Origin of the sequence: Streptacidiphilus sp. PB12-B1b (assembly GCF_014084125.1) — a bacterium.
In the GTDB taxonomy this organism is placed as follows: domain Bacteria; phylum Actinomycetota; class Actinomycetes; order Streptomycetales; family Streptomycetaceae; genus Streptacidiphilus.
This window is the reverse complement of record NZ_CP048405.1, coordinates 6401721-6428261: the sequence shown is the minus strand read 5'-3', so window position 1 is coordinate 6428261 and position 26541 is coordinate 6401721. Positions and strand designations below refer to the sequence as shown.

Annotated in this window: 28 protein-coding genes; 22 read left to right on the top strand and 6 right to left on the bottom strand. The window is 73.9% G+C overall.

The window, feature by feature from the left end:
* Positions 1–3 precede the first annotated feature (3 nt).
* The 3 genes from leuD (at position 4) to GXW83_RS27885 (ending at position 1878) form a co-directional block, all read left to right on the top strand.
* Positions 4–600: a 3-isopropylmalate dehydratase small subunit gene (leuD, locus tag GXW83_RS27890; RefSeq protein ID WP_182445819.1), complete on the top strand. Its 597-nt coding sequence runs from the start codon at positions 4–6 to the stop codon at positions 598–600.
* 157 nt (positions 601–757) lie between these two features.
* Complete coding sequence (locus GXW83_RS34505; RefSeq protein ID WP_370466790.1) at positions 758–1027, top strand: hypothetical protein; 270 nt, start codon at positions 758–760, stop codon at positions 1025–1027.
* A 131-nt stretch (positions 1028–1158) separates the two neighbouring features.
* On the top strand, positions 1159–1878 hold the full coding sequence (locus GXW83_RS27885) for an HU family DNA-binding protein (RefSeq protein WP_182445818.1): 720 nt from the start codon (positions 1159–1161) through the stop codon (positions 1876–1878).
* 158 nt (positions 1879–2036) lie between these two features.
* Here the strand turns inward: GXW83_RS27885 and GXW83_RS27880 are convergent, their stop codons facing one another.
* Both GXW83_RS27880 and cofC read right to left on the bottom strand, forming a co-directional pair.
* Positions 2037–2240, bottom strand: a complete 204-nt coding sequence (locus tag GXW83_RS27880) for a hypothetical protein (RefSeq protein WP_182445817.1) — start codon at positions 2238–2240, stop codon at positions 2037–2039.
* A 9-nt stretch (positions 2241–2249) separates the two neighbouring features.
* Entirely contained in the window at positions 2250–2915 is a 666-nt protein-coding gene (gene cofC, locus GXW83_RS27875; RefSeq protein WP_225447563.1) for a 2-phospho-L-lactate guanylyltransferase, read from the bottom strand.
* 158 nt (positions 2916–3073) lie between these two features.
* Between cofC and GXW83_RS27870 the strand changes: the two genes are divergently transcribed.
* The 3 genes from GXW83_RS27870 to GXW83_RS27860 all read left to right on the top strand — a co-directional run bounded on the left by GXW83_RS27870 (position 3074) and on the right by GXW83_RS27860 (position 6119).
* Complete coding sequence (locus GXW83_RS27870) at positions 3074–3853, top strand: 1-acyl-sn-glycerol-3-phosphate acyltransferase (RefSeq protein ID WP_182445815.1); 780 nt, start codon at positions 3074–3076, stop codon at positions 3851–3853.
* A complete protein-coding gene (locus GXW83_RS27865; protein ID WP_182445814.1) occupies positions 3850–4854 on the top strand; it encodes an NAD(P)H-dependent glycerol-3-phosphate dehydrogenase in 1005 nt (334 codons plus the stop codon). Before GXW83_RS27870 ends, GXW83_RS27865 begins: the two co-directional genes overlap by 4 nt.
* Before the next feature lie 101 nt (positions 4855–4955).
* Positions 4956–6119, top strand: coding sequence for a D-alanine--D-alanine ligase family protein (locus GXW83_RS27860; RefSeq protein WP_182445813.1), 1164 nt, complete (start codon positions 4956–4958; stop codon positions 6117–6119).
* Between the two features lie 49 nt (positions 6120–6168).
* Here GXW83_RS27860 and GXW83_RS27855 read toward each other — a convergent pair whose 3' ends face one another.
* The 3 genes from GXW83_RS27855 to GXW83_RS27845 all read right to left on the bottom strand — a co-directional run bounded on the left by GXW83_RS27855 (position 6169) and on the right by GXW83_RS27845 (position 7957).
* Positions 6169–7044, bottom strand: a complete 876-nt coding sequence (locus GXW83_RS27855; protein ID WP_182445812.1) for a toxin-antitoxin system, toxin component — start codon at positions 7042–7044, stop codon at positions 6169–6171.
* 134 nt (positions 7045–7178) lie between these two features.
* Positions 7179–7673 (bottom strand): DUF3515 family protein, encoded by a 495-nt coding sequence (locus GXW83_RS27850; RefSeq protein WP_182445811.1) that lies wholly within the window; start codon positions 7671–7673, stop codon positions 7179–7181.
* 50 nt (positions 7674–7723) lie between these two features.
* The gene (locus tag GXW83_RS27845) at positions 7724–7957 is read right to left on the bottom strand and encodes an Lrp/AsnC family transcriptional regulator (RefSeq protein WP_182445810.1); all 234 of its coding nucleotides are present in this window, start codon (positions 7955–7957) and stop codon (positions 7724–7726) included.
* 251 nt (positions 7958–8208) lie between these two features.
* Between GXW83_RS27845 and GXW83_RS27840 the strand changes: the two genes are divergently transcribed.
* The 13 genes from GXW83_RS27840 (at position 8209) to mutM (ending at position 20862) form a co-directional block, all read left to right on the top strand.
* Positions 8209–9171 (top strand): thiamine-phosphate kinase, encoded by a 963-nt coding sequence (locus tag GXW83_RS27840; protein ID WP_182445809.1) that lies wholly within the window; start codon positions 8209–8211, stop codon positions 9169–9171.
* Between the two features lie 65 nt (positions 9172–9236).
* On the top strand, positions 9237–10262 hold the full coding sequence (locus tag GXW83_RS27835; protein WP_182445808.1) for an ATP-dependent 6-phosphofructokinase: 1026 nt from the start codon (positions 9237–9239) through the stop codon (positions 10260–10262).
* Positions 10263–10290: 28 nt separating this feature from the next.
* The gene (gene thiD / locus GXW83_RS27830) at positions 10291–11148 is read left to right on the top strand and encodes a bifunctional hydroxymethylpyrimidine kinase/phosphomethylpyrimidine kinase (RefSeq protein WP_182445807.1); all 858 of its coding nucleotides are present in this window, start codon (positions 10291–10293) and stop codon (positions 11146–11148) included.
* Between the two features lie 80 nt (positions 11149–11228).
* Complete coding sequence (locus tag GXW83_RS27825; RefSeq protein ID WP_182445806.1) at positions 11229–12890, top strand: DAK2 domain-containing protein; 1662 nt, start codon at positions 11229–11231, stop codon at positions 12888–12890.
* A 64-nt stretch (positions 12891–12954) separates the two neighbouring features.
* Positions 12955–15129 (top strand): ATP-dependent DNA helicase RecG, encoded by a 2175-nt coding sequence (recG, locus tag GXW83_RS27820; RefSeq protein WP_182445805.1) that lies wholly within the window; start codon positions 12955–12957, stop codon positions 15127–15129.
* Positions 15130–15227: 98 nt separating this feature from the next.
* Positions 15228–15755, top strand: coding sequence for a hypothetical protein (locus tag GXW83_RS27815; protein WP_182445804.1), 528 nt, complete (start codon positions 15228–15230; stop codon positions 15753–15755).
* Positions 15756–15853: 98 nt separating this feature from the next.
* Positions 15854–16450, top strand: a complete 597-nt coding sequence (gene rsmD / locus GXW83_RS27810; RefSeq protein ID WP_182445803.1) for a 16S rRNA (guanine(966)-N(2))-methyltransferase RsmD — start codon at positions 15854–15856, stop codon at positions 16448–16450.
* Between the two features lie 65 nt (positions 16451–16515).
* The gene (coaD, locus tag GXW83_RS27805) at positions 16516–16998 is read left to right on the top strand and encodes a pantetheine-phosphate adenylyltransferase (protein ID WP_182447604.1); all 483 of its coding nucleotides are present in this window, start codon (positions 16516–16518) and stop codon (positions 16996–16998) included.
* A 60-nt stretch (positions 16999–17058) separates the two neighbouring features.
* Positions 17059–18264 carry a cell division initiation protein gene (locus tag GXW83_RS27800; RefSeq protein ID WP_370466789.1) on the top strand — a complete coding sequence of 402 codons (1206 nt, stop codon included), beginning with the start codon at positions 17059–17061 and terminating at the stop codon, positions 18262–18264.
* 235 nt (positions 18265–18499) lie between these two features.
* On the top strand, positions 18500–19045 hold the full coding sequence (locus tag GXW83_RS27795; protein ID WP_182445801.1) for a DUF177 domain-containing protein: 546 nt from the start codon (positions 18500–18502) through the stop codon (positions 19043–19045).
* Between the two features lie 2 nt (positions 19046–19047).
* Positions 19048–19221 carry a 50S ribosomal protein L32 gene (gene rpmF / locus GXW83_RS27790; protein WP_030263933.1) on the top strand — a complete coding sequence of 58 codons (174 nt, stop codon included), beginning with the start codon at positions 19048–19050 and terminating at the stop codon, positions 19219–19221.
* A 19-nt stretch (positions 19222–19240) separates the two neighbouring features.
* Complete coding sequence (rnc, locus tag GXW83_RS27785) at positions 19241–19978, top strand: ribonuclease III (protein WP_182447603.1); 738 nt, start codon at positions 19241–19243, stop codon at positions 19976–19978.
* An 8-nt stretch (positions 19979–19986) separates the two neighbouring features.
* A complete protein-coding gene (mutM, locus tag GXW83_RS27780; RefSeq protein WP_182445800.1) occupies positions 19987–20862 on the top strand; it encodes a bifunctional DNA-formamidopyrimidine glycosylase/DNA-(apurinic or apyrimidinic site) lyase in 876 nt (291 codons plus the stop codon).
* Here the strand turns inward: mutM and GXW83_RS35470 are convergent.
* Positions 20859–21473: a CAP domain-containing protein gene (locus tag GXW83_RS35470; protein ID WP_182445799.1), complete on the bottom strand. Its 615-nt coding sequence runs from the start codon at positions 21471–21473 to the stop codon at positions 20859–20861. The genes mutM and GXW83_RS35470 overlap by 4 nt on opposite strands.
* Before the next feature lie 152 nt (positions 21474–21625).
* Here GXW83_RS35470 and GXW83_RS27770 point away from each other — a divergent pair, with 152 nt between their 5' ends.
* From GXW83_RS27770 to smc, 3 genes are all read left to right on the top strand, one after another.
* Complete coding sequence (locus tag GXW83_RS27770) at positions 21626–21904, top strand: acylphosphatase (protein WP_182445798.1); 279 nt, start codon at positions 21626–21628, stop codon at positions 21902–21904.
* Positions 21905–22268: 364 nt separating this feature from the next.
* Complete coding sequence (locus GXW83_RS27765; protein WP_182445797.1) at positions 22269–22472, top strand: hypothetical protein; 204 nt, start codon at positions 22269–22271, stop codon at positions 22470–22472.
* 249 nt (positions 22473–22721) lie between these two features.
* The gene (smc, locus tag GXW83_RS27760) at positions 22722–26513 is read left to right on the top strand and encodes a chromosome segregation protein SMC (protein WP_182445796.1); all 3792 of its coding nucleotides are present in this window, start codon (positions 22722–22724) and stop codon (positions 26511–26513) included.
* Positions 26514–26541 lie beyond the last annotated feature (28 nt).

Below are 26541 nucleotides of genomic sequence, written 5' to 3'. Positions count from 1 at the left end.
ACCATGGAGAAGTTCACCACCCACACCGGCCGGGTCGTCCCGCTGCGCCGCAGCAACGTCGACACCGACCAGATCATCCCGGCGCACTGGCTGAAGAAGGTCACCCGCACCGGTTTTGAGGACGGCCTGTTCGAAGCCTGGCGCAAGGACGAGGCATTCGTCCTCAACCAGCCGCAGTACGCGGGCGCCAGCGTCCTGGTCGCCGGGCCCGAGTTCGGCACCGGCTCCTCGCGCGAGCACGCCGTCTGGGCGCTGGAGAACTACGGCTTCCGGGCGGTCATCTCCTCGCGCTTCGCGGACATCTTCCGCGGCAACTCGCTGAAGAACGGCCTGCTCACGGTGATCCTGCCGCAGGAGACGGTGGAGCGGATCTGGGAGCTGGCCGAGGCCGACCCCACTGCCGAGGTCACCGTGGACCTGGAGGCCCGCGAGGTCCGCGCCGAGGGCGTGCGGGCGTCGTTCGAGCTGGACGAGAACGTCCGCTGGCGGCTGCTGAACGGCCTGGACGACATCAGCATCACCCTTCAGCAGGAGTCGCAGATCGCGGCGTTCGAGGCCGAGCGCCCGAGCTTCAAGCCCAGCACCGTCGTCGTGGGCTGATGCCTTCGCAGCAACGACTTTGAGACACCGTCACCACGGCCCCCTGCCCCGGTCACCAGCCGGGACAGGGGGCCGTTGCCATGCCCCCGGTGACTCTGTGTAAGGTTGAACCAAGGCTGAACAGGGAGTATCTCGCGGTGGGTGGCACAATCGGTACATGAGTACGGTCGATCAGCCCTCCCCTGACCCTGAACCAGGGGAGTCGTCAGAGGCCGTGTTCTATGCGTTCTTGGCCGAACGACTGCGGCAGGCGCACGCTCGTGTGCGTGCGTTGGAGGTGTCGGACGCCACGAGGGCGTCGCTGACCCGTTCGTTGCTCCGGGTGACCGAGGTGGCGAAGCGCGATCTCCCGGAGGCTGCACGGAGGTTGGCGCGATTCATCGCCGACCTGGACAGCGGTCGCCTCCCGCCCCCATCCGCTCACTGAAAGCCGAATCCATTGCGACACAAGGGTGATTCGCCCGTTTGGTAATTGAAATGCCGTATATACATGCCTAACGTGCGAAAAGCCCGGATCAAATCCGAATCATCCGGGCATCGGTTTCTGAAGGGGAAGACGTGAACAAGGCGCAGCTTGTTGAAGCGGTGGCCGAGCAGCTGGGTGGCCGTCGCGCCGCCGCAGAAGCAGTGGACGCTGTGCTCGACACCATCGTCCGCGCGGTGACGGCCGGGGAGCGGGTGTCCGTGACCGGCTTCGGCACCTTCGAGAAGGTGGACCGCTCCGCGCGGTTCGCCCGCAACCCGCAGACCGGCGAGCGGGTCAAGGTCAAGAAGACCGCCGTGCCCCGGTTCCGTCCGGGCCAGGGCTTCAAGGACCTCGTCAGCGGCTCCAAGAAGCTGCCGAAGACCGGCCCCTCGGTGAAGAAGGCCCCCAAGGGCTCGCTCACCCCCGGCAAGAGCGGCATGGTCGCCCCGGCCGGTTCGCCCGCCGCCAAGAAGGCGGCGGCCGCGGCCAAGAAGGTGACCGCGAAGAAGTCCACCCCCACGGTGAAGAAGGCGGCGGCCAAGAAGACCAGCGCCGCCGCCAAGAAGGCCGCCCCCGCGGTCAAGGCCACCACCGCCGCCCCGGCCGCCAAGAAGACCACCGCGAAGAAGACCTCCGCGGCGGTCAAGGCCCCGGCCAAGAAGACCGTGACCGCCTCGGCCGCCCGCCCGGCGACCAAGACCGCGGTCACCGGCGCCGCCAAGACGGCTGCGGCCAAGAAGACCACGGCCACGGCGGCGAAGAAGACCACCGCCAAGAAGGCCCCCGCCAAGCGCGCCGCCAAGAGCAGCTGAGCGGTACTGGCACGACACGCGGTAACGGCACGACACGCAGGAGCAGTACCACACAGAGCACGACGCACGGCGCTGGTGCGCGGGCCGGGTCCGGGAGTTCCGGGCCCGGCCCGCGCCGTCCCGGCGGCCGTCGCCTGCGGAGCGGTCAGGAGGTCTGCTCAGAAGGTCTGGAGGGTGACCAGGGTGATGCGGCGCTCCGCGCCGGTGCCCTCGGTCTCGATCCGCACCCGCTGCCCGGCCCGCAGCAGCCGCAACCCGCCGGCGTCGAACGCCTCGGCGTCGAACGGCAGCGGCGTGCCGTCATCGAGCAGCACCGAACCGCTGCGGGTGTCGGGGGAGTACGTGAACGCTGTCGCCTGCATGGCCCCAGGTTAGGCCCTGTGCCGCGGGCCCAGGGCGACCAGCGCCGACAGCGAGGCGGTGCGGGGGCCCGCGCCGAGCTCCAGGGCGGTCCGCAGGTCGTCCGGGGTGTCCACGTCCCGCCGCAGCGAGGGGACGTCCGCCAGCGTCAGTTCGCGTGCCCCGGAGGCGGCGTGGCGCAGCCGGGAGGCGCCGCCGAACGCGGGCCCCAGCGGGACGCCGGCCGCCGCCGCCAGCAGCGTGGTGCCGACGCCCTGGGTGTCCGCCAGGAACGCCCGCGGGTGTCCGGCCGCGGCGCGCAGCACCCGCCCCAGCTCCGCGGGCCGCAGCGCGGGCAGGTCGGCCGACATGGCGGCGACCGGCCCGGCCCCGTGCGCGGTGCGGGCGACCGCCGCGCCGTGCCGCAGCGCGGCGTTGAGCCCGGCGGCGGGCGCGTCCGGGACCACCAGTGCGCCCAGCGCGGCCAGTTCCGCACCGGCCACCGGATCGTCGGTGACCACCAGCAGCCGGCCGACCTCGGCGCACTCCAGCGCGGCGGCGGCGGTGTCCAGCGCGAACGCCAGCGCCAGCCCCGGCCGCAGCTCCCCGGTGGCCTGCGCCAACCGGCTCTTGGCCAGGGCCAGCGGCTTCAGCGGCAGCACCAGCGACCACGCGCCCGGGCGGGCCGCGGAGGGCAGCGGGCGCCCCTGGCCGGGCGGGGGTGTCGGGCGGTTGTCCACCTGCGCCATTCTGCACCCCGCCGCCGCAGCGCCGGGGGTGCCTCGACAGTCCGTCGAGGCAGGAGGGACACTTGTACGGTCATTCAGGTAGAGGTGGAGTGCGAGAAGGAGTTCGCGTGCCCGGCAGCAGCACCAAGGCGGCCCGTCGCCAGTACGGTTTCTGGTACCGCCTCGCGGCGGCCATCGGCAAGCCACCGCTGTTCCTGCTGACCAAGCGTGACTGGCGGGGCTACGAGAACTTCCCGCAGAGCGGCGGCTTCATCACCGCGGTCAACCACAACTCCTACCTGGACCCGCTGGTCTACGGCCACTTCCAGTACGACTCCGGGCGCCCGGCGCGGTTCCTGGGCAAGGCCGGGCTGTTCAAGGTGCCGGTGATCGGCCGCATCCTGCACGGCGCCGGGCAGATCCCGGTGTACCGGGGCTCCACCGACGCCGCGCACGCCTTCCGGGCCGCCGTCGAGGCGGTGAACGCGGGGGAGTGCGTGACCTTCTACCCGGAGGGCACGCTGACCCGCGATCCCGGCCTGTGGCCGATGACCGCGAAGACCGGCGTCGCCCGGGTGGCGCTGATGACCGGCGCCCCGGTCATCCCGGTGGCCCAGTGGGGCGCGCACGAGATCATCCCGCGCTACGCCAAGGGCGGGCGGGGCGACCGGCGTTTCAAACCCTTTCCCCGGCACACGGTCCAGGTGGTGGCCGGGCCGCCGGTCGACCTGAGCGCCTTTCAGGGCAAGGAGATCAACGGGCCGCTGCTGCGCGAGGCCACCGAGGCGATCATGGACGGCATCACCGCGCTGCTGGAGGAGCTGCGCGGCGAGAAGGCGCCCCCCGTACGCTACGACGTGCAGCGCGCTGCGGCCGAGCAGCGCAAGGAGAGGGAGGCCGGTCGGTGACGACCCGTACCGCCGTATTCGGGACCGGGTCCTGGGGCACAGCTTTCGCCATGATCCTGGCCGACGCGGGCTGCGAGGTCTCGCTGTGGGGCCGCCGCCCCGAACTGGTCGACGCCATCAACGCCACCAGGACCAACCCCGACTACTTCCCCGGCATCGAGCTGCCGGCCGGGATCACCGCCACCGCCGACGCCGCCGAGGCCGCCGAGGGCGCCGAGTTCGCGGTGCTGGCCGGCACCTCGCAGACGCTGCGGGCCAGCCTGGGCCGCTGGGCGCCGGCGATCGGGCCGCGGACGGTCCTGGTCAGCCTGATGAAGGGGGTCGAGCTGGGCACGGCCAAGCGGATGAGCGAGGTCATCGCGGAGGTCGCGGGCGTGGGCCCGGAGCGGATCGCCGTGGTCTCCGGTCCCAACCTGGCCCCGGAGATCGTCCGCCGCCAGCCCGCCGCCAGCGTCGTCGCCTGCACCGACGAGTCCGTCGCCAAGCGGCTTCAGGCCGCCTGCCACACCGGCTACTTCCGCCCGTACACCACTGCCGACGTGGTCGGCTGCGAGCTGGGCGGCGCGGTGAAGAACGTCATCGGCCTGGCCGTCGGGATCGCCGACGGCATGGGCCTGGGCGACAACGCCAAGGCGTCGCTGATCACCCGGGGCCTGGCCGAGACCACCCGGCTGGGCCTGGTGATGGGCGCCGACCCGTACACCTTCGCCGGGCTGGCCGGCATGGGCGACCTGGTCGCCACCTGCTCCTCGCCGCTGTCGCGGAACCACACCTTCGGCAGCAACCTGGGCCGCGGGATGACGCTGCAGGAGACCATCGCGGCGACCAAGCAGACCGCCGAGGGCGTCAAGTCCTGCGTGTCGGTGCTGGATCTCGCCCGGCGGCACGGGGTGGACATGCCCATCACCGAGACCGTGGTGGACGTCGTCCACGACGGCAAGCCGCCGCTGGTGGCGGTGAAGGAGCTGATGTCGCGCTCGGCCAAGCCCGAGCGCCGCTGACGCGCGAGCCGCTGACCAGCGGCGTACGCCCGACCGGCGGTCGCCCGACTGCCCCGCCGCCGAGACGCCGCCGCCACCCTGCGGGTAGTCTCCATCGGAATATGAGCACTGAGTCCTCCTCCCCTGTCCCCGTGCCCGCCGCAGCGGGCACTCCCCGCAAGCCGCGCGTTGCGATCGTCTTCGGCGGACGCAGCTCCGAGCACGCCGTCTCGGTCTCCACCGCCGGCAGCGTGCTGCGCGCCATCGACCGCGACGCCTACGAGGTGCTGCCGATCGGCATCGCCACCGACGGCCGCTGGGCGCTCACCGCCGACGAGCCCGACCGGATGGCGATCACCGAGGGTCGGCTGCCCTCGGTCGAGGACATCGCCGAGTCGGCCGACGGCCAGGTCAACCTCCCGGCCAGCCCGGTGGACCGGGGGCTGGTCTACACCGAGCCGGGCGCGGTGCCCAAGGCTCTCGGCGAGGTGGACGTCGTCCTGCCGCTGCTGCACGGCCCGTGGGGCGAGGACGGCACGGTCCAGGGCCTGCTGGAGCTCTCCGGCGTGCCGTACGTCGGCTCGGGCGTGCTGTCCAGCGCCGTCGGCATGGACAAGGAGTACACCAAGCGGGTGCTGGCCTCGTTCGGGCTGCCGGTCGGCCCGTACACCGTGGTCCGGCCGCGCGAGTGGGCCGACCAGGCCGCCCGCCCCGCCGTCCGCGACCGCATCGCCGAGCTGGGCTACCCGGTGTTCGTGAAGCCCGCCCGGGCCGGTTCCAGCATCGGCATCACCCGGGTGACCGGGCCGCAGGGCCTGGACGAGGCCATCGAGGAGGCCCGCCGGCACGACCCCAAGGTGGTGGTCGAGGCCGGCCTGACCGGCCGCGAACTGGAGTGCGGCGTCCTGGAGTTCGAGGACGGTCCGCGCGCCAGCCTGCCCGCCGAGGTGCTGGTCGGCGAGGGCTACGACTTCTACGACTTCGAGGCCAAGTACATCGACTCCAGCGAGGTGCGCATCCCGGCCGCGCTGACCGGGGAGGAGACCGCGCGGCTGCGCGCCCTGGCCGTCGACGTGTTCGAGGCGCTGGCCTGCGAGGGCCTGGCCCGGGTGGACGTCTTCCTGCTGGAGGACGGCTCGTTCGTGGTCAACGAGATCAACACCATGCCCGGTTTCACGCCCATCTCGGCCTTCCCCCGGATGTGGGAGGCCACCGGCGTGCCCTACCCGGAGTTGATCGACCGGCTGATCCGGGCCGCGCTGAGCCGCTCCACCGGCCTGCGCTAGCGGGCGCCCCGGGCCCGGCGCCAGCGCGCCCGGCCCCGGGGCGCCGGGCTCAGGAGCTGTACGGCTCCAGGCAGAGGACGAAGTCGTCGCCGCTCTCCTGCTGCGTGTACGACACCGTGGTCGGCTGCGGGCAGCCGCTGTCGTCGGTGGTGTCGCCCAGCTTGTCGATCACCTTGTAGGTGCCCGGCGCGCAGGTGACCACCGACACGTCCGGGTTGTCCGAGGTGCCGTGGTTCTGCACGCAGCTGCCGACCGAGGCGTAGCTGGGATCGCTGGACGAGGCGGTGATGCCCGCGACGACCAGGGCGACCACCGCCACCGGCACCAGCAGCCCGATCGCGCCGGGGCGCGCCAGCAGCGGCCTGCCCAGCTCCAGCGGCTGCCCGGGACGGCCCGGGGCGGGCTCCGGCAGCGCCTTGATCCTCCGGTAGGCGAGCGCGTTCTGGACCAGGGTGACCGGCGTCCGGAAGAAGGACTGCAGCCCCCACCAGCCCTGGATCAGGGTGTCGGCGGTGAGCTTGCGCACACTGGCCACGCCGCAGGTGCGGCAGAACGGCCCGTGCTGGGTGCGCCACTGCATCATCAGGACCATGCCCCGGTGCGCCCGCACGGTGGCCTCCACCGCGGGCTGCGCCCCGCAGAAGCGGCAGCCGACGCCGGACTGCGGCCCCGGGTACGACTGCTGCGGGTAAGGCTGCGGCGGGTAGGGCTGCTGCGGCGGCGCGAACGGCGCCTGCGCGGGCTGCTGCGGGTGCGGGGGCTGCTGGGCGTACGGGGGCTGCGGCGGGAGGGGCGGCTGCTGCGGTGGGTACGGCGGGGCGTACGGGTTGGCCGGGGCCGGTGCCTGGGCCCGGTCGGCGTAGGGGTTCCCGGCGGCCGGCTGGGCATAGGGATTGCCCGCAACAGGCTGGGGCGGGGTGGTCATCGGTGCTACCTCGTCGCAGAAGGGTCTGTGTGTTCGAACGTGCGGACCCTACCGAGCACCGGTGGCGCCGGTTTTCCGGCCGCCGGATCGGATACCGAGCCGTTATCCGCACCGGCACAGAGCCGCGCTTCGCGTCAGGCGCAGTCGTACGCGCTGTCGGGGTTGGCCGGGTCGGCCTTCAGCACCGGCCCGGCCAGCGCGGGCAGCGGGTAGCTCTGTCCGGCGTACGCGCCGGGGACGTGCACCTGGACGTACGTCTGCTGCTTGACGGTGGTGAAGGTGAAGCCGCCGCCGTTGTCGGCGGGCGGCTGGGTGAGCCAGCACACGCCGTCCACCAGCACCCAGACGGTGTGTAGCTCGGTGGGGTCGTAGTCGGCCGCCCTCGGGTCCAGCGGGCCCGGCTCGGCCACCCCGCAGCGCACGGTGATCGCCGGGTCGCCCCAGGCGGCGGTGTTGTCGGAGGCCGGGCTGCTGCTGCGGCGCTTCTGGCCCATCAGCGTCGGCGGCAGCAGCGCGTGCAGCGAGCGGCACTGCGCGGCGGCGGCGCCGGTGGTCACCGGTGCGGGCACGTGCAGACCGCCGGAGCAGCCGGCCAGCAGGGCCAGGGCCGCTCCGGTGGTCGCGGTCACGACGGCGGGACGCCTGGAGCAAAGGGGCACCAGGCGATGCTAGAGGGTGGCTAGAGGTGGACCACCGGGCAGGTCAGGGTTCGGGTGATCCCCTCCACCTGCTGGATCTGGGCCACGACCAGACGCCCCAGGTCATCCACGGTGGATGCCTCGGCGCGGACGATGACGTCGTAGGGACCGGTGACGTCCTCGGCCTGGAGCACCCCGGGGATCTCGGAGATCACTCCGGCCACGGCTGTGGCCTTTCCGACCTCGGTCTGGATGAGGATGTATGCCTGTACCACGGTGGACCCCCAAGCGGCTCGGTGCGGAGATCGTACGAGTAGTGCTCTCTCCAGGGTGCGTCCCAGCGCGGTGGCGCGCTCCCAGGAGCTGGCCACGCTATCGCGGCGCGTACCGCCAGGGGGAGCCCTGCGACGCGGCTTCAGGGCGTACGCTGCGCGCGGGGAGCGTACGGGTCCGTCCCGCGCGGCCGACCCCGGCAGTCACCCCCACCGGCCGGCCCCCCGGGCCGACATCCTCAGGAAGGACGCAGATGCAGGGCACCGTCGGCGAGCTGGGCGAGTTCGGACTGATCCGGGAGCTGACCTCCAGGCTGCCGCGGACCGCCGCGGTGGAACTCGGGCCCGGCGACGACGCGGCGGTCGTGGCCGCCCCCGACGGCCGGGTGGTCGCCACCACGGACGTCCTGCTGGAGGGCCGGCACTTCCGCCGCGACTGGTCCACCGCCTACGACGTGGGCCGCAAGTCCGCCGCGCAGAACCTCGCCGACATCGCCGCCATGGGCGCCACGCCCACCGCGCTGCTGCTGGGCCTGGTGGCCCCGGCCGACCTGCCGGCCACCTGGGCGCTGGAGCTGATGGACGGCATCCGGGACGAGTGCCAGGTCGCGGGCGCGGCCGTGGTCGGCGGCGACGTCGTCCGGGGGGAGACCATCACCGTCGCCATCACCGCCCTCGGCGACCTGCAGGGCCGCCCGCCGGTGACCCGCTCCGGCGCCCGCCCGGGCGACCTGGTCGCGGTGACCGGCTGGCTGGGCTGGTCCGCGGCCGGGCTGACCGTGCTCTCCCGGGGCTTCCGCTCGCCCCGGGCCTTCGTCGAGGCGCACCGCCGCCCGGAGCCGCCGTACCACGCCGGTCCGGCCGCCGCCCGGCTGGGCGCGACCTCGATGATCGACGTCAGCGACGGCCTGGTGGCCGACCTGGGCCATGTCGCGGCCTCCAGCGGCGTGCACATAGATCTGCACGCGGCCGACTTCGACATCCCCGCGCAGATGTCCGACATCGGCCAGGCCGTCGGCGTCGACCCGCTGAGCTGGGTGCTGTCCGGGGGCGAGGACCACGCCCTGGTGGCGACCTTCCCGCCGGACACCCACCTGCCCTCGCGCTGGCGCGTGGTCGGCGAGGTCACCCGGCCCGCCGGGCTGTCCAAGACCGGCACGGTCACCGTGGACGGCGCGCCCTGGGACGCGGTCGGCGGCTGGGACCACTTCGGCTGACGCCCGCCCGGCGACCGAATCGGACACACCATGGCAAACCGGGTGCTTCTGCATAAGCTGCACCCATGCGAATCGGAGTGCTGACCAGCGGCGGCGACTGCCCCGGGCTGAACGCGGTGATCCGCTCGGTGGTGCACCGGGCGGTGGCCGACCACGGCGACACCGTCATCGGCATCCAGGACGGCTTCCTCGGCCTGATCGAGGGGCGGGCCGCCCCGCTGGCGCTGGACGACGTCCAGGGCATCCTCACCCTCGGCGGCACCGTCCTCGGCTCCGCCCGGGTCGCCCGCGACCGGCTGCGCGAGGGCGTCGGCCGGGCCGGGGAGCTGCGCGCCGCCCTCGGCATCGACGCCCTGGTCGCCATCGGCGGCGAGGGCACGCTGACCGCCGCCAAGCTGTTCAGCGACGCCGGGCTGCCGGTCGTGGCCGTGCCCAAGACCATCGACAACGACATCGAGGCCACCGACGTCACGTTCGGCCACGACACCGCCGTGCACGTCGCCACCGAGGCCATCGACCGGCTGAAGACCACCGCCGAGTCGCACCAGCGGGTGATGGTGGTGGAGCTCATGGGCCGCCACACCGGCTGGATCACGCTGCACGCCGGGATGGCCGGGGGAGCCCACGGCATCCTCATCCCGGAACGGCCCTTCGACGTCGAGGAGGTCTGCCAGGTGGTGGAGGAGCGCTTCGCGCGCGGCAAGAAGTTCGCCATCCTCGCCGTCGCCGAGGGCGCCGAGCCCCGCCCGGGCACCATGCGCTTCGCCCACGGCGACACCGACGCCTACGGCCACCGCCTCTTCGGCGGCATCGGCACCGTGCTGGCCGGGGAGATCGCCCAGTGGATCGGCAAGGAGTCCAAGCCGGTCATCCTCGGCCATGTGCAGCGTGGGGGCACCCCGACCGCCCAGGACAGGGTGCTCGCCACCCGCTTCGGCTGGCACGCCGTCGAGGCCGTCCACAAGGGTGCTTTCGGCCACATGACGGCGCTGCGCGGCACGGAGGTCCGGCTGGTCCCGCTGGCCGACGCCGTGGTCCGGCTGAAGACCGTGCCGGAGAGCCGCTGGACCGAGGCCGAGGCGGTGCTCTGACCGCCGGGCCGGCGGATAGGTTGGACCTATGTCGAACGTTCCCCCCGCTGCTCCGAACGGGGTAACCGCCCCGCCCCGCGTGCTCACCGTCGCCGGATCCGACTCCGGCGGCGGCGCGGGCATCCAGGCCGACCTGAAGACCATGCTCGCCCTGGGCGTCCACGGCATGAGCGTGATCACCGCCGTCACCGCGCAGAACTCGGTCGGCGTCCAGGGCTACTGGGAGCTGCCCGCCGAGGCCGTCCGGGCGCAGTACCGCAGCGTCGTCGACGACATCGGGGTGCAGGCCGTCAAGACCGGGATGCTGGCCTCCGCCGAGCTGGTGCAGACCGTCGCCGAGCTGTTCGCCGACGTGGCCGCCCCGGTCGTGGTCGACCCGGTCGGGGTGTCCAAGCACGGCGACGCGCTGCTGGCCGGATCCGCCGTCTCGGTGCTGCGGGACCGGCTGCTGCCGGTCGCCACCGTCGCCACGCCCAACCTGCACGAGGTGACCCAGCTCACCGGGATCACCGTCACCGGCGAGGGCGGCATGCCCGACGCCGCCCGGGCGCTGCGCGACCTCGGCCCGGACTGGGCCCTGATCAAGGGCGGCCACCTGCACGGCGACGCCGCCGACCTGCTGCTCGGCCCGGACGGCGAGCAGCACTGGTTCCGCGCTCCGCGCTACGACAACCGGCACACCCACGGCACCGGCTGCACCCTGGCCAGCGCCATCGCCTCGCACCTGGCCCTCGGCCTGGCCGTCCCGGACGCCGTGGCCGCCGCCAAGGCGTACGTCACCGGCGCCATCGCCGGCGGCTTCGCCCTCGGCGCCGGCATCGGCCCGGTCGACCACGGCTGGCGGCTGCGCGGCCCGGACGCCGCCCGGGGGCCGCTGCCCGGATAACCTGCCACAAGCCCGCTCGCACGCACCACCCGCGACGCACGAACCGCGACGCACCATCCGCGTACCCAAGGAGAACCCAGGTGCTGGACACCCTCGACGCTCCGGCTGTGCGCACCTGGTGCAGGCTCTCGCTGGCCGCCCTCGGCCAGGCCCGCGAGGAGATCGACGCGCTCAACGTCTACCCCGTCCCGGACGGCGACACCGGCACCAACCTCTACCTCACCGTCGAGTCCGCCGCCGAGGAGGTCGACCGGCTCTTCGACGCCGGGACGCCCTCCCTGGCCGACGCCCTGCGGGCGATGGCGCACGGCGCGCTGCTGGGCGCGCGCGGCAACTCCGGCGTGATCCTGGCCCAGCTGCTGCGCGGCATCGCCGCCGCCTTCGGCACCGACCCGGCCGTCGCCGCCGACGCCGCCGCCCTGTGCCGGGCCCTGCGCGGCGCCGCCGACGCCGGCTACGAGGCCGTGGCCGAGCCGGTCGAGGGGACGGTGCTGACCGTCGCCGCAGCCGCCGCCGACGCCGCCGAGGCCGCCGCCGGGCGCGACCCCCGGGCGGATCTGGCCGCCGTCGCCCAGGCCGCCTACGAGGCCGCCCGCAGCGCCCTGGCCCGCACCCCCTCGCAGCTGGAGGTGCTCAGCCGGGCCGGGGTGGTCGACGCCGGCGGGCGCGGCCTGGTCACCGTCCTCGGCGCGCTCGCCGACGCCGTCAGCGGCCACAGCCCGATGGGCCCGCTGGCCCTGGCCGGCAGCCGGGCCGCCGAACCCGTCCCCTCCGGCCCGCACACCGCCGCCCCCGGCTCCCCCGGCTACGAGGTGATCTACCTGCTGGACGCCGAGGACGACCGGCTGCCCGCCCTGCGCGCCGCCCTCGGCGGCCTCGGCGACTCCCTGGTCGTGGTCGGCGGCGACGGCCTGTGGAACGTCCACGTCCACGTGGACGACCCCGGCGCCGCCGTCGAGGCCGGGATAGCGGCCGGGCGCCCGCACCGGATCAGGATCACCCACTTCGCCGCCGCCGACGGCTCGGCCCGCACCGGCTACCCCGACGGCTGGCCCGGCCCCGGCGCCGACCCGGCCGGCTCGCCGCGCGGCGTGGTCAGCGTGGTCCACGGCCAGGGCCTGGCCGGACTGTGCACCGACTCCGGCGCCACCGTCGTCCACGCCGACCCGGACCGCCCCCCCTCCAGCACCGAGCTGGCCGCGGCCGTCCGCCGGGCCCGCTCGCGCGAGGTGGTGCTGCTGCTCAACGACGCGGAACTGCGCCCGGCGGCCGGGGCCGCCGCCGAGCAGCTGCGCCGCGAGGGCGTCCGGGTCGCGGTCATTCCCACCCGCTCGCCGGTCCAGGGCCTGGCCGCGCTGGCCGTCCACGAGCCCGGCCGCCGCTTCGACGAGGACGTCGTCGCCATGACCTCCGCCGCGGGCGCCACCCGCTACGCCGAACTGGCCGTCGCCGAGGGCGAGTCCTGGACCATGGCCGGCGTCTGCCAGGCGGGCGACGTGCTCGGGCTGATCGACGGCGACGTCGCCGTCATCGGCGCCGTCATCGGCGAGACCGCCGCCGTCGTGCTGGACCGGATGCTGGCCGCGGGCGGCGAACTGGTCACGCTGATCCTCGGCGAGGGCGTGCCCGACACCGTCGCCGACCACCTCGTCGCCCACGTCCGCCGGGCCAACCCGGTGGTGGACACCGTCGTCTACCGCGGCGACCAGGCGTCCTCCCCGCTGCTCATCGGTGTGGAGTGAGGCCGGTGTCAGTGGCGTGCGGTAAGGCTGCGGTGTGGTGACCACAAGGAAGGAGGCGGAGACCGTGTCCGCGCTCGACCAACCGCTCAAGCGGCTCGTCGGCGGCCCCAGCGCCAAGGCCCTGGCCGACCACCTGGACCTGCACACCGCCGGTGACCTGCTGCACCACTACCCGCGCCGCTACGCCGAGCGCGGCGAGCTGACCAGCCTGGACGACCTGGTGCTGGACGAGCACGTCACGGTGATGGCCCGGATCGAGGAGTCCCGGGTCATCCCGTTCCAGGGGCGCAAGGGCGACCGGCTCGAAGTCGTGGTCACCGACGGCCGCAGCCGGCTCCGGCTGACCTTCTTCAACCAGGCCCGGCGCGTCCACGAACTGCGCCCCGGCCGCCAGGGGCTGTTCGCGGGCAAGGTCGGCGTCTTCAACCGGGTCCGCCAACTCGCCAACCCCGAGTACGAGTTGATGGACGAGGAGGACACTGGGCTGGCCCGGGAGTTCGCCGGGCGGCTGATCCCGGTCTACCCGGCCGCCGCCAAGGTCCCCTCCTGGCGGATCTCCAAGGCCGTCGACGCCCTGCTCGGCAGCCTCGACTGGGACGAACTGGCCGACCCGCTGCCCGAGGAGCTGCGCGCGGGCCGCGGCCTGCTGCCGCTGCGCGACGCCCTGCAGCAGATCCACCGCCCCGCCGACCAGGCCGAGTGCCACGCCGCCAGGGCCCGGCTGAAATGGGACGAGGCCTTCGTGCTGCAGGTCGCCCTGGCCCAGCGCCGCGCCGCCGACAGCGCGCAGACCGCCACCCCCCGGGTACCCGGCCGGGACGGCCTGCTGGACGCCTTCGACGCCCGGCTGCCGTTCACCCTGACCGACGGCCAGCAGAAGGTCTCCGCCGAGATCTTCGCCGACCTGGCCCGGGAACACCCCATGCACCGGCTGCTGCAGGGCGAGGTCGGCTCGGGCAAGACCCTGGTGGCGCTGCGCGCCATGCTGGCCGTGGTCGACGCCGGCGGCCAGGCGGCGATGCTCGCGCCGACCGAGGTGCTGGCCCAGCAGCACCACCGCTCCATCGTGGAGATGATGGGCGACCTGGCCGAGGCCGGGCTGCTCGGCGGCTCCGAGCTGGGCACCAGGATCGCGCTGCTCACCGGCTCCATGGGCGTCGCCGCCCGCCGCCGCGCCCTGCTCGACCTGGTCACCGGCGACGCCGGGATCGTCATCGGCACCCACGCCCTGATCGAGGACGGCGTCCGGTTCCACCAGGACGACCTGGGCCTGGTGGTGGTGGACGAGCAGCACCGCTTCGGCGTCGAGCAGCGCGACGCGCTCCGCGCCAAGGCCGCTCGCCCGCCGCACCTGCTGGTGATGACGGCCACGCCCATCCCGCGCACGGTCGCCATGACCGTCTTCGGCGACCTGGAGACTTCCGTCCTGGACCAGCTCCCGGCCGGGCGCTCGCCGATCGCCACCCACGTCGTCCCGGCCCTGGAGAAGCCCAACTTCCTCACCCGCGCCTGGGAGCGGGTCCGCGAGGAGGTCGCGGCCGGTCACCAGGCGTACGTGGTCTGCCCGCGCATCGGCGACGAGGAGGACGACAGGAAGGCCAAGCAGGCGGCCGGAGACGACCGCCGCCCGCCGCTGGCGGTGCTGGACACCGCCGAGAAGCTGCTCCGCGGCCCGCTGGCCGGGCTGCGGGTGGAGGTCCTGCACGGCAGGATGGCGCCGGACGCCAAGGACGACGTCATGCGCCGCTTCACCGCCGGGCAGGTGGACGTGCTGGTGGCGACCACCGTCATCGAGGTCGGCGTCAACGTCCCCAACGCCACCGTCATGGCCGTGCTGGACGCCGACCGCTTCGGCGTCTCCCAGCTGCACCAGCTGCGCGGCCGGGTCGGCCGGGGTTCCGCACCCGGCCTGTGCCTGCTGGTCAGCGAGATGCCCGACGGCAGCCCGGCCCGGCGCCGGCTGGACGCGGTCGCCGCCACCCTGGACGGCTTCGAGCTGTCCCGGATCGACCTGGAGCAGCGCCGCGAGGGGGACGTCCTCGGCCAGGCCCAGTCCGGCGTCCGCTCCTCGCTGCGGGTGCTGTCGGTGCTGGAGGACGAGGAGGTGATCGCCGCCGCCCGCGAGGAGGCCACTGCCGTGGTCGCCGCCGACCCCCGGTTGGAGGGCCATCCGGAGCTGGCCGCGGCCCTGCGCAGCCTGGTCGACGAGGAGCGCGCGGACTTCCTGGAGAAGGGCTGACCGGCCCCGCCGAGGACCCCGGATTGTCAGTGCCGCGCGCGACAATGGAGGTGTTCAGGACAGCGCTTCACGTGCACTGACCTACTGGGGGCACTCGCATGGCATTCCGTCACCTCAACGAGCTTCCGCTCGGCGACAAGGTGTTCCGCATCGAACTCACCAGCGACGACGACCGCGAGGTCGTCATCGCGCTCACCGGCTGGCGCGAGGGCCACGCCGCCGACCCCATCGCCAGCGGCCGGCTGCGGCTGCCGGTGGAGGACGTCGCCTCGCTGCGCATCGCGTTCAACCGCGCGCTGCGGGCGCTGGCGATCGTCGCCGACGTCTCCGAGCCCATCCCCGACCGCGACGTCCTGCGCGAGCTGTACCCCGGACACGGCGCCCCCTGGGTGCCCGTGCACGAGGAGGAGCTGCTGCGCCGCTTCCACGACAACGAGACCGTCGCCCGGATAGCGGCCCGCTTCGGCCGCACCCCCGACTCGGTCCGGACCAAGCTGCGCGAGCTGGGCCACGACCCGCGCCGCCCCGAGTACTGCCCGCCCGACGGCTGCCTGTCCTGGTCCCGCTACGCCTCCCCGGCGACGCTCGGCGCGGCCGGGCCGGTCGAGGCGGGCGGACCGGCCTAGCGCGGCCGGGCTGTCGCGGTCGCCCGCCGCGTCTGCGGGCGGCCGCTACGGATAGCGTGGTGGGCGACCGCGACAGCACCGCACCGCAAGGACCACTGATGACCCGCGTGATCGCCGGATCCGCCCGAGGCCGCCACCTGGCCGTGCCGCCGGGCGAGGGCACCCGTCCGACCTCCGACCGGGCCCGCGAGGGCCTGTTCTCCAGCTGGGAGGCGCAGCGCGGCTCGCTGGCCGGGGCCCGGGTGCTGGACCTGTACGCCGGGTCCGGCGCCGTGGGCCTGGAGGCGCTGTCGCGCGGCGCCGGGCACGCGCTGCTGGTGGAGTCCGATCCGGGGGCGGTGAAGGCGATCCTGGCCAACGTCCGCACCCTGGGCCTGTCCGGCGCCGAGGTGCGCCCGGGCCAGGTCGAGAAGGTGCTCGCCGGCGAGCCGCCGGCGACCCGCTACGACATGCTCTTCATGGACCCGCCGTACGTGGTGACGGACGACGAGGTCCGCGAGATTCTGATCACACTGTGTTCCCGGGGATGGCTCGCCGACGGGACGATTGCCACCGTGGAGCGCGGCACCAGGGGCGGCGAGTTCGTCTGGCCCGCCGGGTTCCAGGCGCTCCGTTCGCGCCGGTACGGCGAGGCGACCCTCTGGTACGGCCGCCCCGTCGCCGAGGGGGCCGACAGCGCCGACCCAGTCGCCTGACCGTTCTGACGAGTGAATGAGGTATCGCCGTGTCTGCCAGCAATGATGCTGCGGGTTACCGGGAGATCCGCCGTGCTGTCTGTCCGGGGTCGTTCGACCCGATCACCAACGGGCACCTCGACATCATCGAGCGGGCCTCCCGGCTCTACGACGTGGTCCATGTCGCCGTCCTGATCAACAAGTCCAAGAGCGGGTTGTTCACGGTCGAGGAGCGGATCCGGATGATCGAGGAGGTGTCCGCGCCCTACGGCAACGTGGTCGTGGAGTCCCACCACGGGCTGCTGGTCGACTTCTGCAAGGAGCGCGGCATCCCGGCGATCGTCAAGGGGCTGCGGGCGGTCAGCGACTTCGACTACGAGCTGCAGATGGCGCAGATGAACCACGGCCTCTCCGGCGTCGAGACGCTGTTCGTCCCGACCAGCCCCACCTGGAGCTTCCTGTCCTCCTCGCTGGTGAAGGAGGTCGCCGCATACGGGGGCGATGTGTCCCATCTCGTACCGGAGTTGGTCCACAGCCGGCTCAGCGCGAGGATCGCGGAGCGCGGGTAGCGCAGTAGAGTTCGTGCTTCCACTCCATTGCCTCCTCTGGAAGACGTGAGCTAGGTGGACGTGCAGCAGAAGCTTGACGAGATCACCACAACGGTCGAGAACGCGAGATCCATGCCGATGTCGGCGTCGATCGTGGTGAACAAGGCCGAGATGGTCGCCATGCTGGGCGCGCTGCGGGAGGCGCTGCCGACCGAGCTGGCGCAGGCGCAGCAGACCGTGGAGCAGGGCGACCAGGTCGTCGAGGAGGCCCGCCGGGAGGCGGAGCGGATCGTCGCCGCGGCGCACGACGAGCGGGCCCGGCTGATCGCCGGGACCGACCTGGTGATGCGCGCCCAGGCCGAGGCCGACCGGCTGCTCGCCGAGGCCCGCGCGGAGTCCGAGGAGGAGCGCCGCGAGGCCGACGACTACGTCGACAGCAAACTCGCCAACTTCGAGGTGGTGCTCACCAAGACCCTCGGCGCGATCGGTCGCGGCCGGGCCAAGCTCCGCGCCGGCGGCGCCCCGGTCGAGGGCGAGGACGGCGAGGAGTTCGCCCAGGACGCCTTCCACTCGCCCAGCCCCGAGGTGGACGAGTACGTCGACGTGAAGCTGGCCGCGCTGGAGACGGCGCTGGGCAAGACCCTGGAGGCGGTCGGCCGGGGCCGCGACAAGCTGCTCGGCAAGCGCCCCATCGACGACCTGGGCGCCTACCTGGAGGCCGCCGACCAGGCGTCCGGCGCCCAGGGCGGCGACCGGCACGCCGCCGTCGCCGCCGAGCTGGCCTCGGCCGGGCTGCTGCCGCCGCAGGAGCACGAGCAGGGCGCGGGCCACGGCGCGCAGGAGCACGGCGCCCCCGATCACGCCCTGCCCGCCCATGGCGTCCCGGCCCAGTCCACCGGCCAGGAGCCGCAGCCCGAGTACTGGCCGCAGCAGGGCCAGCCGCAGCAGCAGGACCCCAACGGCTACCCGTACCAGGAGCAGTACCAGCTCCAGGCCCAGCACCAGGCCGGCTACGAGCAGCAGCAGGGCTATGACCCCTACGGCTACCCGCAGCAGCCCCCGCAGCCCGGTTACGACGCGTACGGCTACGCCCAGCAGCCCGCACAGCCCCAGCAGCCCGCACAGCCCCAGCAGCCCGCGCAGCCCCAGCAGCCCGGCTACGACCCGTACGTCCAGCAGCCGCACCTGCCGCACCAGCAGCAGGGCGAGGGCCTGGACGAGACCAGCTTCTTCGACACCGGTTTCATCGACGTCACCAAGCTGCGGGAGCTGGGCGGATACCAGTAGCCGGCCCCGGGGCCGCGGGCCCCGGGGGCCGCGAGTTGGGTCAGGGTCCGCCCTTCCGGTACTCTGACCTCTCCGGCCTGTTCAGCGCCGGGGATTGTCGGCTGCCCCGACCCGGATCACGCATCCGGGTGCCCGCGGCCCTGTGCACCGTAGAGAGCAGGAAACCCTGAACCGCCTCGACCACCGAGACCCGCTCGTGTTCGACACACACGAGCTGGGACGACGGCCTGGTTCGATGCGCAAGGTTTCCCGTTCCCTCCCGGCGCCCGAGGGCCTCGGCATCGAGGTGATCGGCGTTCCCGAAGGAAGCGCTGTCGAGCTGGACCTCCGACTGGAGGCTGTGGTGGAGGGCGTACTCGTCACGGGTACCGCCAAGGCCGCTCTCAAGGGCGAGTGCGTGCGGTGCCTGGAGCCGATCGAGCAGAAGCTCGACGCGGACTTCCAGGAGCTGTACTACTACCCCGAGGGCACCAACCGCTTCGCCACCGCCGAAGAGGACGAGGACGAAGAAGCTTCCCGGCTTGAGGGCGACCTGTTCGACCTCGAGCCGGTGCTGCGTGACGCGGTGGTGCTCGCACTGCCGCTGCAGCCGGTGTGCCAGGACGACTGCCTGGGCCTGTGCTCCGAATGCGGAGCTCGGCTCTCGGACGACCCGGACCACCACCATGACGCCGTCGACCCCCGGTGGGCGGCTCTGCAGGGACTCTCGGCCCCATCACTCGAGGCCGGAAGCAACGACAGCGGTACCCGTGAGGGTGCTGCCGAGAACCAGGAGAAGTAGCCGTGGCTGTTCCGAAGCGGAAGATGTCGCGCAGCAACACGCGCCACCGCCGTTCGCAGTGGAAGGCTGCGGTCCCCGCCCTGGTGGCTTGCGACCGCTGCCACGAGCCCAAGCTGGGCCACATCGCGTGCCCCAGCTGCGGCACGTACAACCGCCGTCAGGTCCTGTCGGTCTGATCGGCTGGTGACCAACACGATGTCAGCGTCTGCGTCGCAACACGCCGACACCGCGTACGCCGTTCTGGAGGGGCGGCTCGGGTACACACTCGAGCCGGCCCTTCTGGTACGTGCGCTCACTCACCGCTCGTACGCCTACGAGAACGGTGGTCTGCCCACCAACGAGCGCCTGGAGTTCCTCGGCGACTCGGTGCTGGGTCTGGTGGTGACGGACACGCTCTACCGCATCCACCCCGACCTCCCGGAGGGGCAGCTGGCCAAGCTGCGCGCCGCGGTGGTCAATTCGCGCGCCCTCGCCCAGGTGGCGCGCGGCCTCGAACTGGGCTCGTTCATCAGCCTCGGTCGCGGCGAGGAGGGCACCGGGGGGCGCGACAAGTCCTCCATCCTCGCCGACACCCTCGAGGCCATCATCGGCGCGGTCTACCTGGACCAGGGCCTGAACGCCGCCGACGAGCTGGTGCACCGGCTGTTCGACCCGCTGATCGAGGAGTCCTCGAACCTCGGCGCCGGACTCGACTGGAAGACCAGCCTGCAGGAGCTGACCGCCTCGGTCGGCATCGGCGTGCCCGAGTACGTCGTCTCCGAGTCGGGCCCCGACCACGAGAAGACCTTCATCGCCGCCGCCCGCGTGGCCGGCGAGGACTACGGCACCGGCAGCGGCCGCTCCAAGAAGGAAGCGGAGCAGAAGGCCGCGCAGAACGCCTGGACCTCCATCCGCGAGAAGCACGGCGACAGCAGCACGTCCGCGAACGGCTAGGACCCGGAATGCCTGAACTGCCCGAGGTCGAGGTGGTTCGACGGGGCCTGGACCGCTGGGTCAGCGGCCGTACGGTGCGCTCGGTCACGGTGTACCACCCCCGCTCGGTGCGCCGCCACGCCGCCGGCCCGGACGACTTCGCGGCGCAGCTCGCCGGACGCACCCTGGGCGCCGCCCAGCGCCGGGGCAAGTACCTGTGGCTGCCGATCCCCGGCACCGGCAGCTCGCTCATCGGCCACCTCGGCATGAGCGGGCAGCTGCTGGTCCAGCCCGAGGACGCCCCCGCCGAGACCCACCTGCGGGTCCGCATCCGCTTCGCCGACGACGCCGGCACCGAGCTGCGCTTCGTCGACCAGCGCACCTTCGGCGGCCTCGCCGTCGAGGACGCCGACCCCAGCGATCCGGAGTCGGCCCCGCTGTCGCTCGGCCACATCGCCCGCGACCCGCTGGACTCCCGCTTCGACGACACCGCCTTCCTGGCCGCGCTGCGCCGCCGGGGCAGCGGGGTGAAGCGCAACCTGCTGGACCAGACGCTGATCAGCGGCGTCGGCAACATCTACGCCGACGAGGCGCTGTGGCGCTCGAAGCTCCACTTCGAACGCCCGGCCGACACCCTGACCCGGGCCCAGGCGGCGCTGCTGCTGGCCTCCGCCCGTGATGTCATGTCAGCGGCCCTGGCCGTGGGCGGCACCAGCTTCGACAGCCTCTACGTCAACGTCAACGGCGAGTCCGGCTACTTCTCCCGCACCCTGGACGCGTACGGCCGCGAGGGCGAGCCCTGCAACCGCTGCGCCACCCCGATGCGGCGCGCGCCGTGGATGAACCGCTCCAGCTACTACTGCCCGCGCTGCCAGCGGCTCCCGCGCCTGCCCGGCCCGCGCTAGAAGCCGAAGTCCTGGGTCCACCACGGCCCGCCGGAGGCGGCGTAGGAGACGCCCACGCCGAGTGAGCGGTAGCGGCAGTCGAGGATGTTGGCGCGATGGCCGGGGCTGCCCATCCAGGCCGCCATCACCGCCTGCGGGGTCGGCTGGCCCATGGCGATGTTCTCACCGCCGAGATTGCGCACGCCCAGCGCCCGGGCCCGGTCCCAGGGGCCGCGCCCGGCCGGATCGGTGTGGCCGAAGAAGCCCCCGGCGGCCATCTCGCCGCTGTAGTCCTGCGCCAGCCGGTTCAGCCGGGCGGAGGCCCTGAGCGCGCGGCAGCCGTGCCGCGCGCGCTCGGCGTTCACCATCCGCAGGATCTGCTGCCGCACGCCCCCGCCCCGGCCCGCCGGGTACGCCACCCGGACGCTCGCCGCCCGGGCCGGTACCGCCGCCGCCACGGACGCCGCCACGGACGTCCGGGCGGGTGACCCGGCGGCGGCCGACCGGCCGGGACCCGGACCGCCGTCCGCCGGGGTCGCCGGGAGGCCGCCCAGCAGCCCGCCGAGCCCGGCGGCCAGCACCGCCCCGCAGACGGCGGCGGCTATTCGGGGGTCGATCGCATGACGAGACATGGTTGCCGTCCTTCCCAGGCCCCCTGACCGGACGGTCACCCGCGCCCTGCGCAGCGGTGGTCCGGGCAGCGGTGATCCAGGGGGAGCGTAGGACAGATCCGGGCCGCGCGTCCGCCGGAATCCCGCACCGGGCGTGATGCGAGGATGTCCCCATGAGTGAGGACGTCCGGATGACCGCGTGGGTGCGCGGAGCCGTGCAGCAGGTCGGTTTCCGCTGGTGGACCCGGTCCCGGGCGCTGGAGATCGGCCTGCTCGGCTACGCCTCCAACCTGGGCGACGGACGGGTCCAGGTGGTCGCCCAGGGCAGCCGCGACCAGTGCGAGCAATTGCTGGAGCTGCTGCGCCACGGCGACACGCCCGGACGCGTCGACGGCGTCACGGAGATATGGGGCGCCCCGGAGGACCGCTATCAGGGATTCGCCATCCGCTGACGCCGCGCCACCGGCGCCCGCCCGGCCGCACCCGCCGCGGCGTTCCCCGAACGTACGCCCCGCGCTTGCGCTTCCGGCCCGGGCGTGGTTGACTCCGCATCGAGCAGTGATCGCCCGGCCACCGGTCGTGACACAGCGGCTCGCAGCGTGAGGACACCGCTGCGCCAGCCGGGCGGCGGACGTCGCACGCTGTGATCGTGTTGACCCATTTCGCGTTTGGTGAGACGCTGGAAACCCGCGCACCCGGACGTACAGCCCAAGGCTTTCGGCCCCTTCAGCCTTGCGAGGGCTGCGCAGCGAGTGCGTACCCCAAACACGACCCCACCTTCAACGGTCGGTCACTCAGCGTGGAGGACCATCCATCATGGCAAAGGCGCTTCTCGGCTACGTCGGCGGCCCCGACCCGCGCGTGCTCTCCGAGATGCGACGTCTCCAGCAGCGTGTCCAGGACCTGGAATCCGAGCTCATGCGGATGCAGGCCGAGAACGACTCGCTGTCTGCCGTCGCGGAACACGAGCAGTTGCTCCGCAGCATCGACGTGCCCCAGGCAGTGCCCGCCTACTCCTGATCTCCGCAGATCAGGCGGCGGAGCTGCCGCTCTGCATGTGCGCGAAAGTCTGTGCGAGGGACGCCCACCGTGGCGTCCCTTCTGCATTGCTCCCCGGTTCCACCCCGTTCCCTGTAGCAGGGATGCCCTCTGCCCCCGCGCGTGAAACCCCGGGAACGCGTCCGGGCCACCGGAGCCCGGCCCGGATAGAGTTCCCAAGGTCAGGCGGCACGGGCCGCGGCGGACGCGACGGCGGCGGAGGGTTCACGGGTGCATCTGAAGAGCCTCACCCTGCGCGGGTTCAAATCCTTCGCCTCCTCCACCACCCTCCGCCTGGAGCCCGGGATCACCTGCGTGGTCGGCCCCAACGGCTCCGGCAAGTCCAACGTCGTGGACGCCCTCTCCTGGGTGATGGGGGAGCAGGGCGCCAAGTCGCTGCGCGGCGGCAAGATGGAGGACGTCATCTTCGCCGGGACCACCGGCCGCGCCCCGCTGGGCCGCGCCGAGGTCGCGCTGACCATCGACAACACCGACGGCGCGCTGCCCATCGAGTACAGCGAAGTCACCATCTCCCGGACCATGTTCCGCAACGGCGGCAGCGAGTACGCCATCAACGGCGCCACCTGCCGACTGCTCGACATCCAGGAGCTGCTGTCCGACTCCGGCATCGGCCGCGAGATGCACGTCATCGTCGGCCAGGGGCAGTTGGACTCGGTGCTGCACGCCGACCCGATGGGCCGCCGGGCCTTCGTCGAGGAGGCCGCGGGCGTCCTCAAGCACCGCAAGCGCAAGGAGAAGGCGCTGCGGAAGCTGGACGCCATGCAGGCCAACATGACCCGGGTGCAGGACCTGGTCGGCGAACTGCGCAGGCAGCTCAAGCCGCTGGGGCGGCAGGCGCAGATCGCCCGGCGCGCCGCCACCATCCAGGCCGACCTGCGCGACGCCCGGCTGCGGCTGCTCGCCGACGACCTGGTCACGCTGCGCCGCGCGGTGGAGGAGGAGGTCGCCGACGAGATGGCGCTGCGGCTGCGGCGCAGCAGCGTCGAGCAGGAGGCCGAGGCGTGCCGGCAGCGCGAGGCGGTGCTGGAGGCCCAGGTCGCCCAGCTCGGGCCACGGGTCGAGCAGGCGCAGCAGACCTGGTTCGCGCTCTCCTCGCAGGCCGAGCGGGTGCGCGGGACGATCGGGCTGGCCGAGGCCCGGCTCCGGCACGCCACCGCGGCGCCGGGCGAGGAGCGGCGCGGCCGCGATCCGGAGGAGCTGGAGCGCGAGGCCGCGCGGATCAGGGCCGAGGAGGCCGAGCTGGCCGAGGCGCTGGAGGAGGCGCAGTACGGCCTCGCCGAGACCGTGGAGCGCCGCGCCGAGCTGGAGCGCCGGCTGGCGCAGGAGGAGCAGCGGCTGCGGGCGGCGGCCCGGGCGCTGGCCGACCGGCGCGAGGGGCTGGCCCGGTTGCAGGGCAAGGTCGCCGCGGCGCGCTCGCGCGCGGTCGGCGCGGCCGAGGAGATCGGCCGCCTGGCCGAGGCCCGGGACGCCGCGGTGGCCCGCGCCGAGGCCGCGACCGAGGAGTACGAGCAGCTCAAGGCCCAGGTGGCGGGCGCGGACGCGGGCGACGCCGAGGCCGAGGCGCAGGCGGCCGAGGTCCGCGCGGCGCTGGCCGGGGCCGAGGAGGCGCAGTCGCGGGCCCGGGAGGAGCTGGCGGCGGTCGAGCGCGAGCGGGCCGGGCTCATCGCCCGCCGTGACGCGCTCGCCCTGGGCCTGCGCCGCAAGGACGGCACCGGCGCGCTGCTGGCCGCCGGGGCGGACGCGGGCGCGCTGACCGGGGTGCTCGGCCCGGCGGCGGAGCTGCTGACGGTCCGCCAGGGCGCGGAGGTCGCGGTCGCCGCCGCCCTCGGCCACGCGGCCGACGCGGTCGCGGTCACCGGGGTCGCCACCGCCGCCGACGCGCTGCGGCTGCTGCGCAAGGACGACGCGGGCCGGGCCGCCCTGCTCATCGCCTCGCCCGAGCCGGAAGCCGAGCCGGAAGCCGAGCCGGAAGCGGCCGCCCGGTCGCTGCCCGGCGGACTCCCGGCGGGCGCGGTCGCCGCCGTCGAGCTGGTCTCCGGCCCGGCCGAGCTGCTGTCCGCGGTGGCGGAGCTGCTGCGGGACACGGTGGTCGTCGGCACCCTCGCCGACGCCGAGGAGCTGCTGCGCGCCCGGCCCGGGCTGACCGCGGTCACCGCCGACGGGGACCTGCTCGGCCGGGGCTTCGGCTACGGCGGCTCGGCCGGCGCGCCGAGCCTGCTGGAGACCCAGGCCGCCGTCGACGAGGCGCAGGGGGCGCTGGACGCCCTGGCCGGACGGCGCGAGGCGCTGGCCGCCGCGCTGGAGCAGTGCACCGAGCGCCGACGGGCGCTCGCCGCCGAGGTGGAGGCGCTCACCGCCCGCCGCCGCGCCGCCGACAAGGAGCGCTCCGCCGTCGCCCAGCAGCTCGGCCGCCTCGGCGGCCAGGCGCGCGGCGCGAGCGGCGAGGCCGAGCGGCTCACCACCGCCGCCGCCAAGGCCGCGGACGCCCGCGAGCAGGCCGAGCTGGAGCTGGCCGAACTCGCCGAGCGGCTGCTCGTCGCCGAGGAGGGCCCCGCCGACGAGGAGCCCGACAGCGGCGTCCGCGACCGGCTCGGCGAGGAGGCGGCCGGGGCCCGGCAGTCCGAGATGGAGGCCAGGCTCGCGGTCCGCACCCACGAGGAGCGGGTGCGCGGCCTGGCCGGGCGCGCCGACGCGCTGGACCGGGGCGCCCGGGCCGAACGCGAGGCCCGCGCCCGCGCCGCCGCGCGGCAGCAGCGGCTGCGGCACGAGACCGGGGTCGCCGCCGCCGTCCGGGACGGCGCCCGCCGACTGCTGGCCTGCGTCGAGGCGTCGCTGCAGGCGGCCGCCGCCGAGAAGGCGGAGGCCGAGCAGGAGCGGGCGGCCCGCGACACCGAGCTGTCCCGGGAGCGGGTCCGCAGCCGCGAGCTGAAGGCCGAGCTGGACAAGCTCACCGACTCCGTCCACCGGGACGAGGTGCTGCGCGCGGAGAAGCGGCTGCGGATCGAGCAGTTGGAGGCCAAGGCGCTGGAGGAGCACGGCATCGAGGCGGACGGCCTGCTCGCCGAGTACGGCCCGGACCAGCCCGTCCCGCCGTCCCCGGCACCGGACGCCGCCCCCGCCCGCCCCGACCGTGACACCGACGCCGATCCCGACCGCGACGCCGATCCGGACACCGACCGTGACACCGACCGTACGGCCGACCCCGATCGTACGGCCGCCGCCGAGCCGCAGCCGGTCCCCGCCGCCGCCCGCCCGTACCGCCGGGAGGAGCAGGAGCGCCGACTGCGCGCCGCCGAGAAGGCGTACGCCCAGCTGGGCAAGGTCAACCCGCTGGCGCTGGAGGAGTTCGCGGCGCTGGAGGAGCGCCACCAGTTCCTCGGGGAGCAGCTGGAGGACCTCAGGTCCACCCGGCGCGACCTGCTCACCGTCGTCAAGGAGGTGGACGAGCGGGTGGAGCAGGTCTTCACCGCCGCCTACCACGACACCGCCCGCGAGTTCGAGGGCGTCTTCTCCCGGCTGTTCCCCGGCGGCGAGGGCAGGCTGGTCCTGACCGACCCGGACAACATGCTCACCACCGGCATCGACGTCGAGGCCCGGCCGCCGGGCAAGAAGGTCAAGCGGCTGTCGCTGCTCTCCGGCGGCGAGCGCTCGCTGACCGCGGTGGCGCTGCTGGTCTCCATCTTCAAGGCCCGGCCCAGCCCGTTCTACGTCATGGACGAGGTCGAGGCGGCCCTGGACGAGAGCAACCTGCGGCGGCTGATCGCCATCATGGAGGAGCTGCGGGACAGCTCCCAGCTGATCGTGATCACCCACCAGAAGCTGACCATGGAGTGCGCGGACGCGCTGTACGGGGTGTCCATGCGCGGCGACGGCATCTCGCAGGTCATCAGCCAGCGGCTGCGGGAGACCCCGCGCCCGGCCCCGCGCCGCACCCTGCCCGCCCAGCAGCAGACCGAGCAGCAGCAGGCCGGGCAGCCGACCGAGCAGCAGCCCGCCGACTAGCGCGCCGCGGCGTTTCCCGGACATGGGT

What these genes read in the sequence shown, in the direction of transcription:
- leuD (WP_182445819.1), top strand. Translation starts at nt 4, where the DNA reads ATGGAGAAGTTCACCACCCACACCGGCCGGGTCGTCCCGCTGCGCCGC.
- GXW83_RS34505 (WP_370466790.1), top strand. Translation starts at nt 758, where the DNA reads ATGAGTACGGTCGATCAGCCCTCCCCTGACCCTGAACCAGGGGAGTCG.
- GXW83_RS27880 (WP_182445817.1), bottom strand. Translation starts at nt 2,240, where the DNA reads ATGCAGGCGACAGCGTTCACGTACTCCCCCGACACCCGCAGCGGTTCG.
- GXW83_RS27860 (WP_182445813.1), top strand. Translation starts at nt 4,956, where the DNA reads ATGAGCACTGAGTCCTCCTCCCCTGTCCCCGTGCCCGCCGCAGCGGGC.
- GXW83_RS27855 (WP_182445812.1), bottom strand. Translation starts at nt 7,044, where the DNA reads ATGACCACCCCGCCCCAGCCTGTTGCGGGCAATCCCTATGCCCAGCCG.
- GXW83_RS27840 (WP_182445809.1), top strand. Translation starts at nt 8,209, where the DNA reads ATGCAGGGCACCGTCGGCGAGCTGGGCGAGTTCGGACTGATCCGGGAG.
- GXW83_RS27835 (WP_182445808.1), top strand. Translation starts at nt 9,237, where the DNA reads ATGCGAATCGGAGTGCTGACCAGCGGCGGCGACTGCCCCGGGCTGAAC.
- thiD (WP_182445807.1), top strand. Translation starts at nt 10,291, where the DNA reads ATGTCGAACGTTCCCCCCGCTGCTCCGAACGGGGTAACCGCCCCGCCC.
- GXW83_RS27815 (WP_182445804.1), top strand. Translation starts at nt 15,228, where the DNA reads ATGGCATTCCGTCACCTCAACGAGCTTCCGCTCGGCGACAAGGTGTTC.
- rsmD (WP_182445803.1), top strand. Translation starts at nt 15,854, where the DNA reads ATGACCCGCGTGATCGCCGGATCCGCCCGAGGCCGCCACCTGGCCGTG.
- GXW83_RS27795 (WP_182445801.1), top strand. Translation starts at nt 18,500, where the DNA reads ATGCGCAAGGTTTCCCGTTCCCTCCCGGCGCCCGAGGGCCTCGGCATC.
- rnc (WP_182447603.1), top strand. Translation starts at nt 19,241, where the DNA reads ATGTCAGCGTCTGCGTCGCAACACGCCGACACCGCGTACGCCGTTCTG.
- mutM (WP_182445800.1), top strand. Translation starts at nt 19,987, where the DNA reads ATGCCTGAACTGCCCGAGGTCGAGGTGGTTCGACGGGGCCTGGACCGC.
- GXW83_RS35470 (WP_182445799.1), bottom strand. Translation starts at nt 21,473, where the DNA reads ATGTCTCGTCATGCGATCGACCCCCGAATAGCCGCCGCCGTCTGCGGG.
- GXW83_RS27770 (WP_182445798.1), top strand. Translation starts at nt 21,626, where the DNA reads ATGAGTGAGGACGTCCGGATGACCGCGTGGGTGCGCGGAGCCGTGCAG.
- GXW83_RS27765 (WP_182445797.1), top strand. Translation starts at nt 22,269, where the DNA reads ATGGCAAAGGCGCTTCTCGGCTACGTCGGCGGCCCCGACCCGCGCGTG.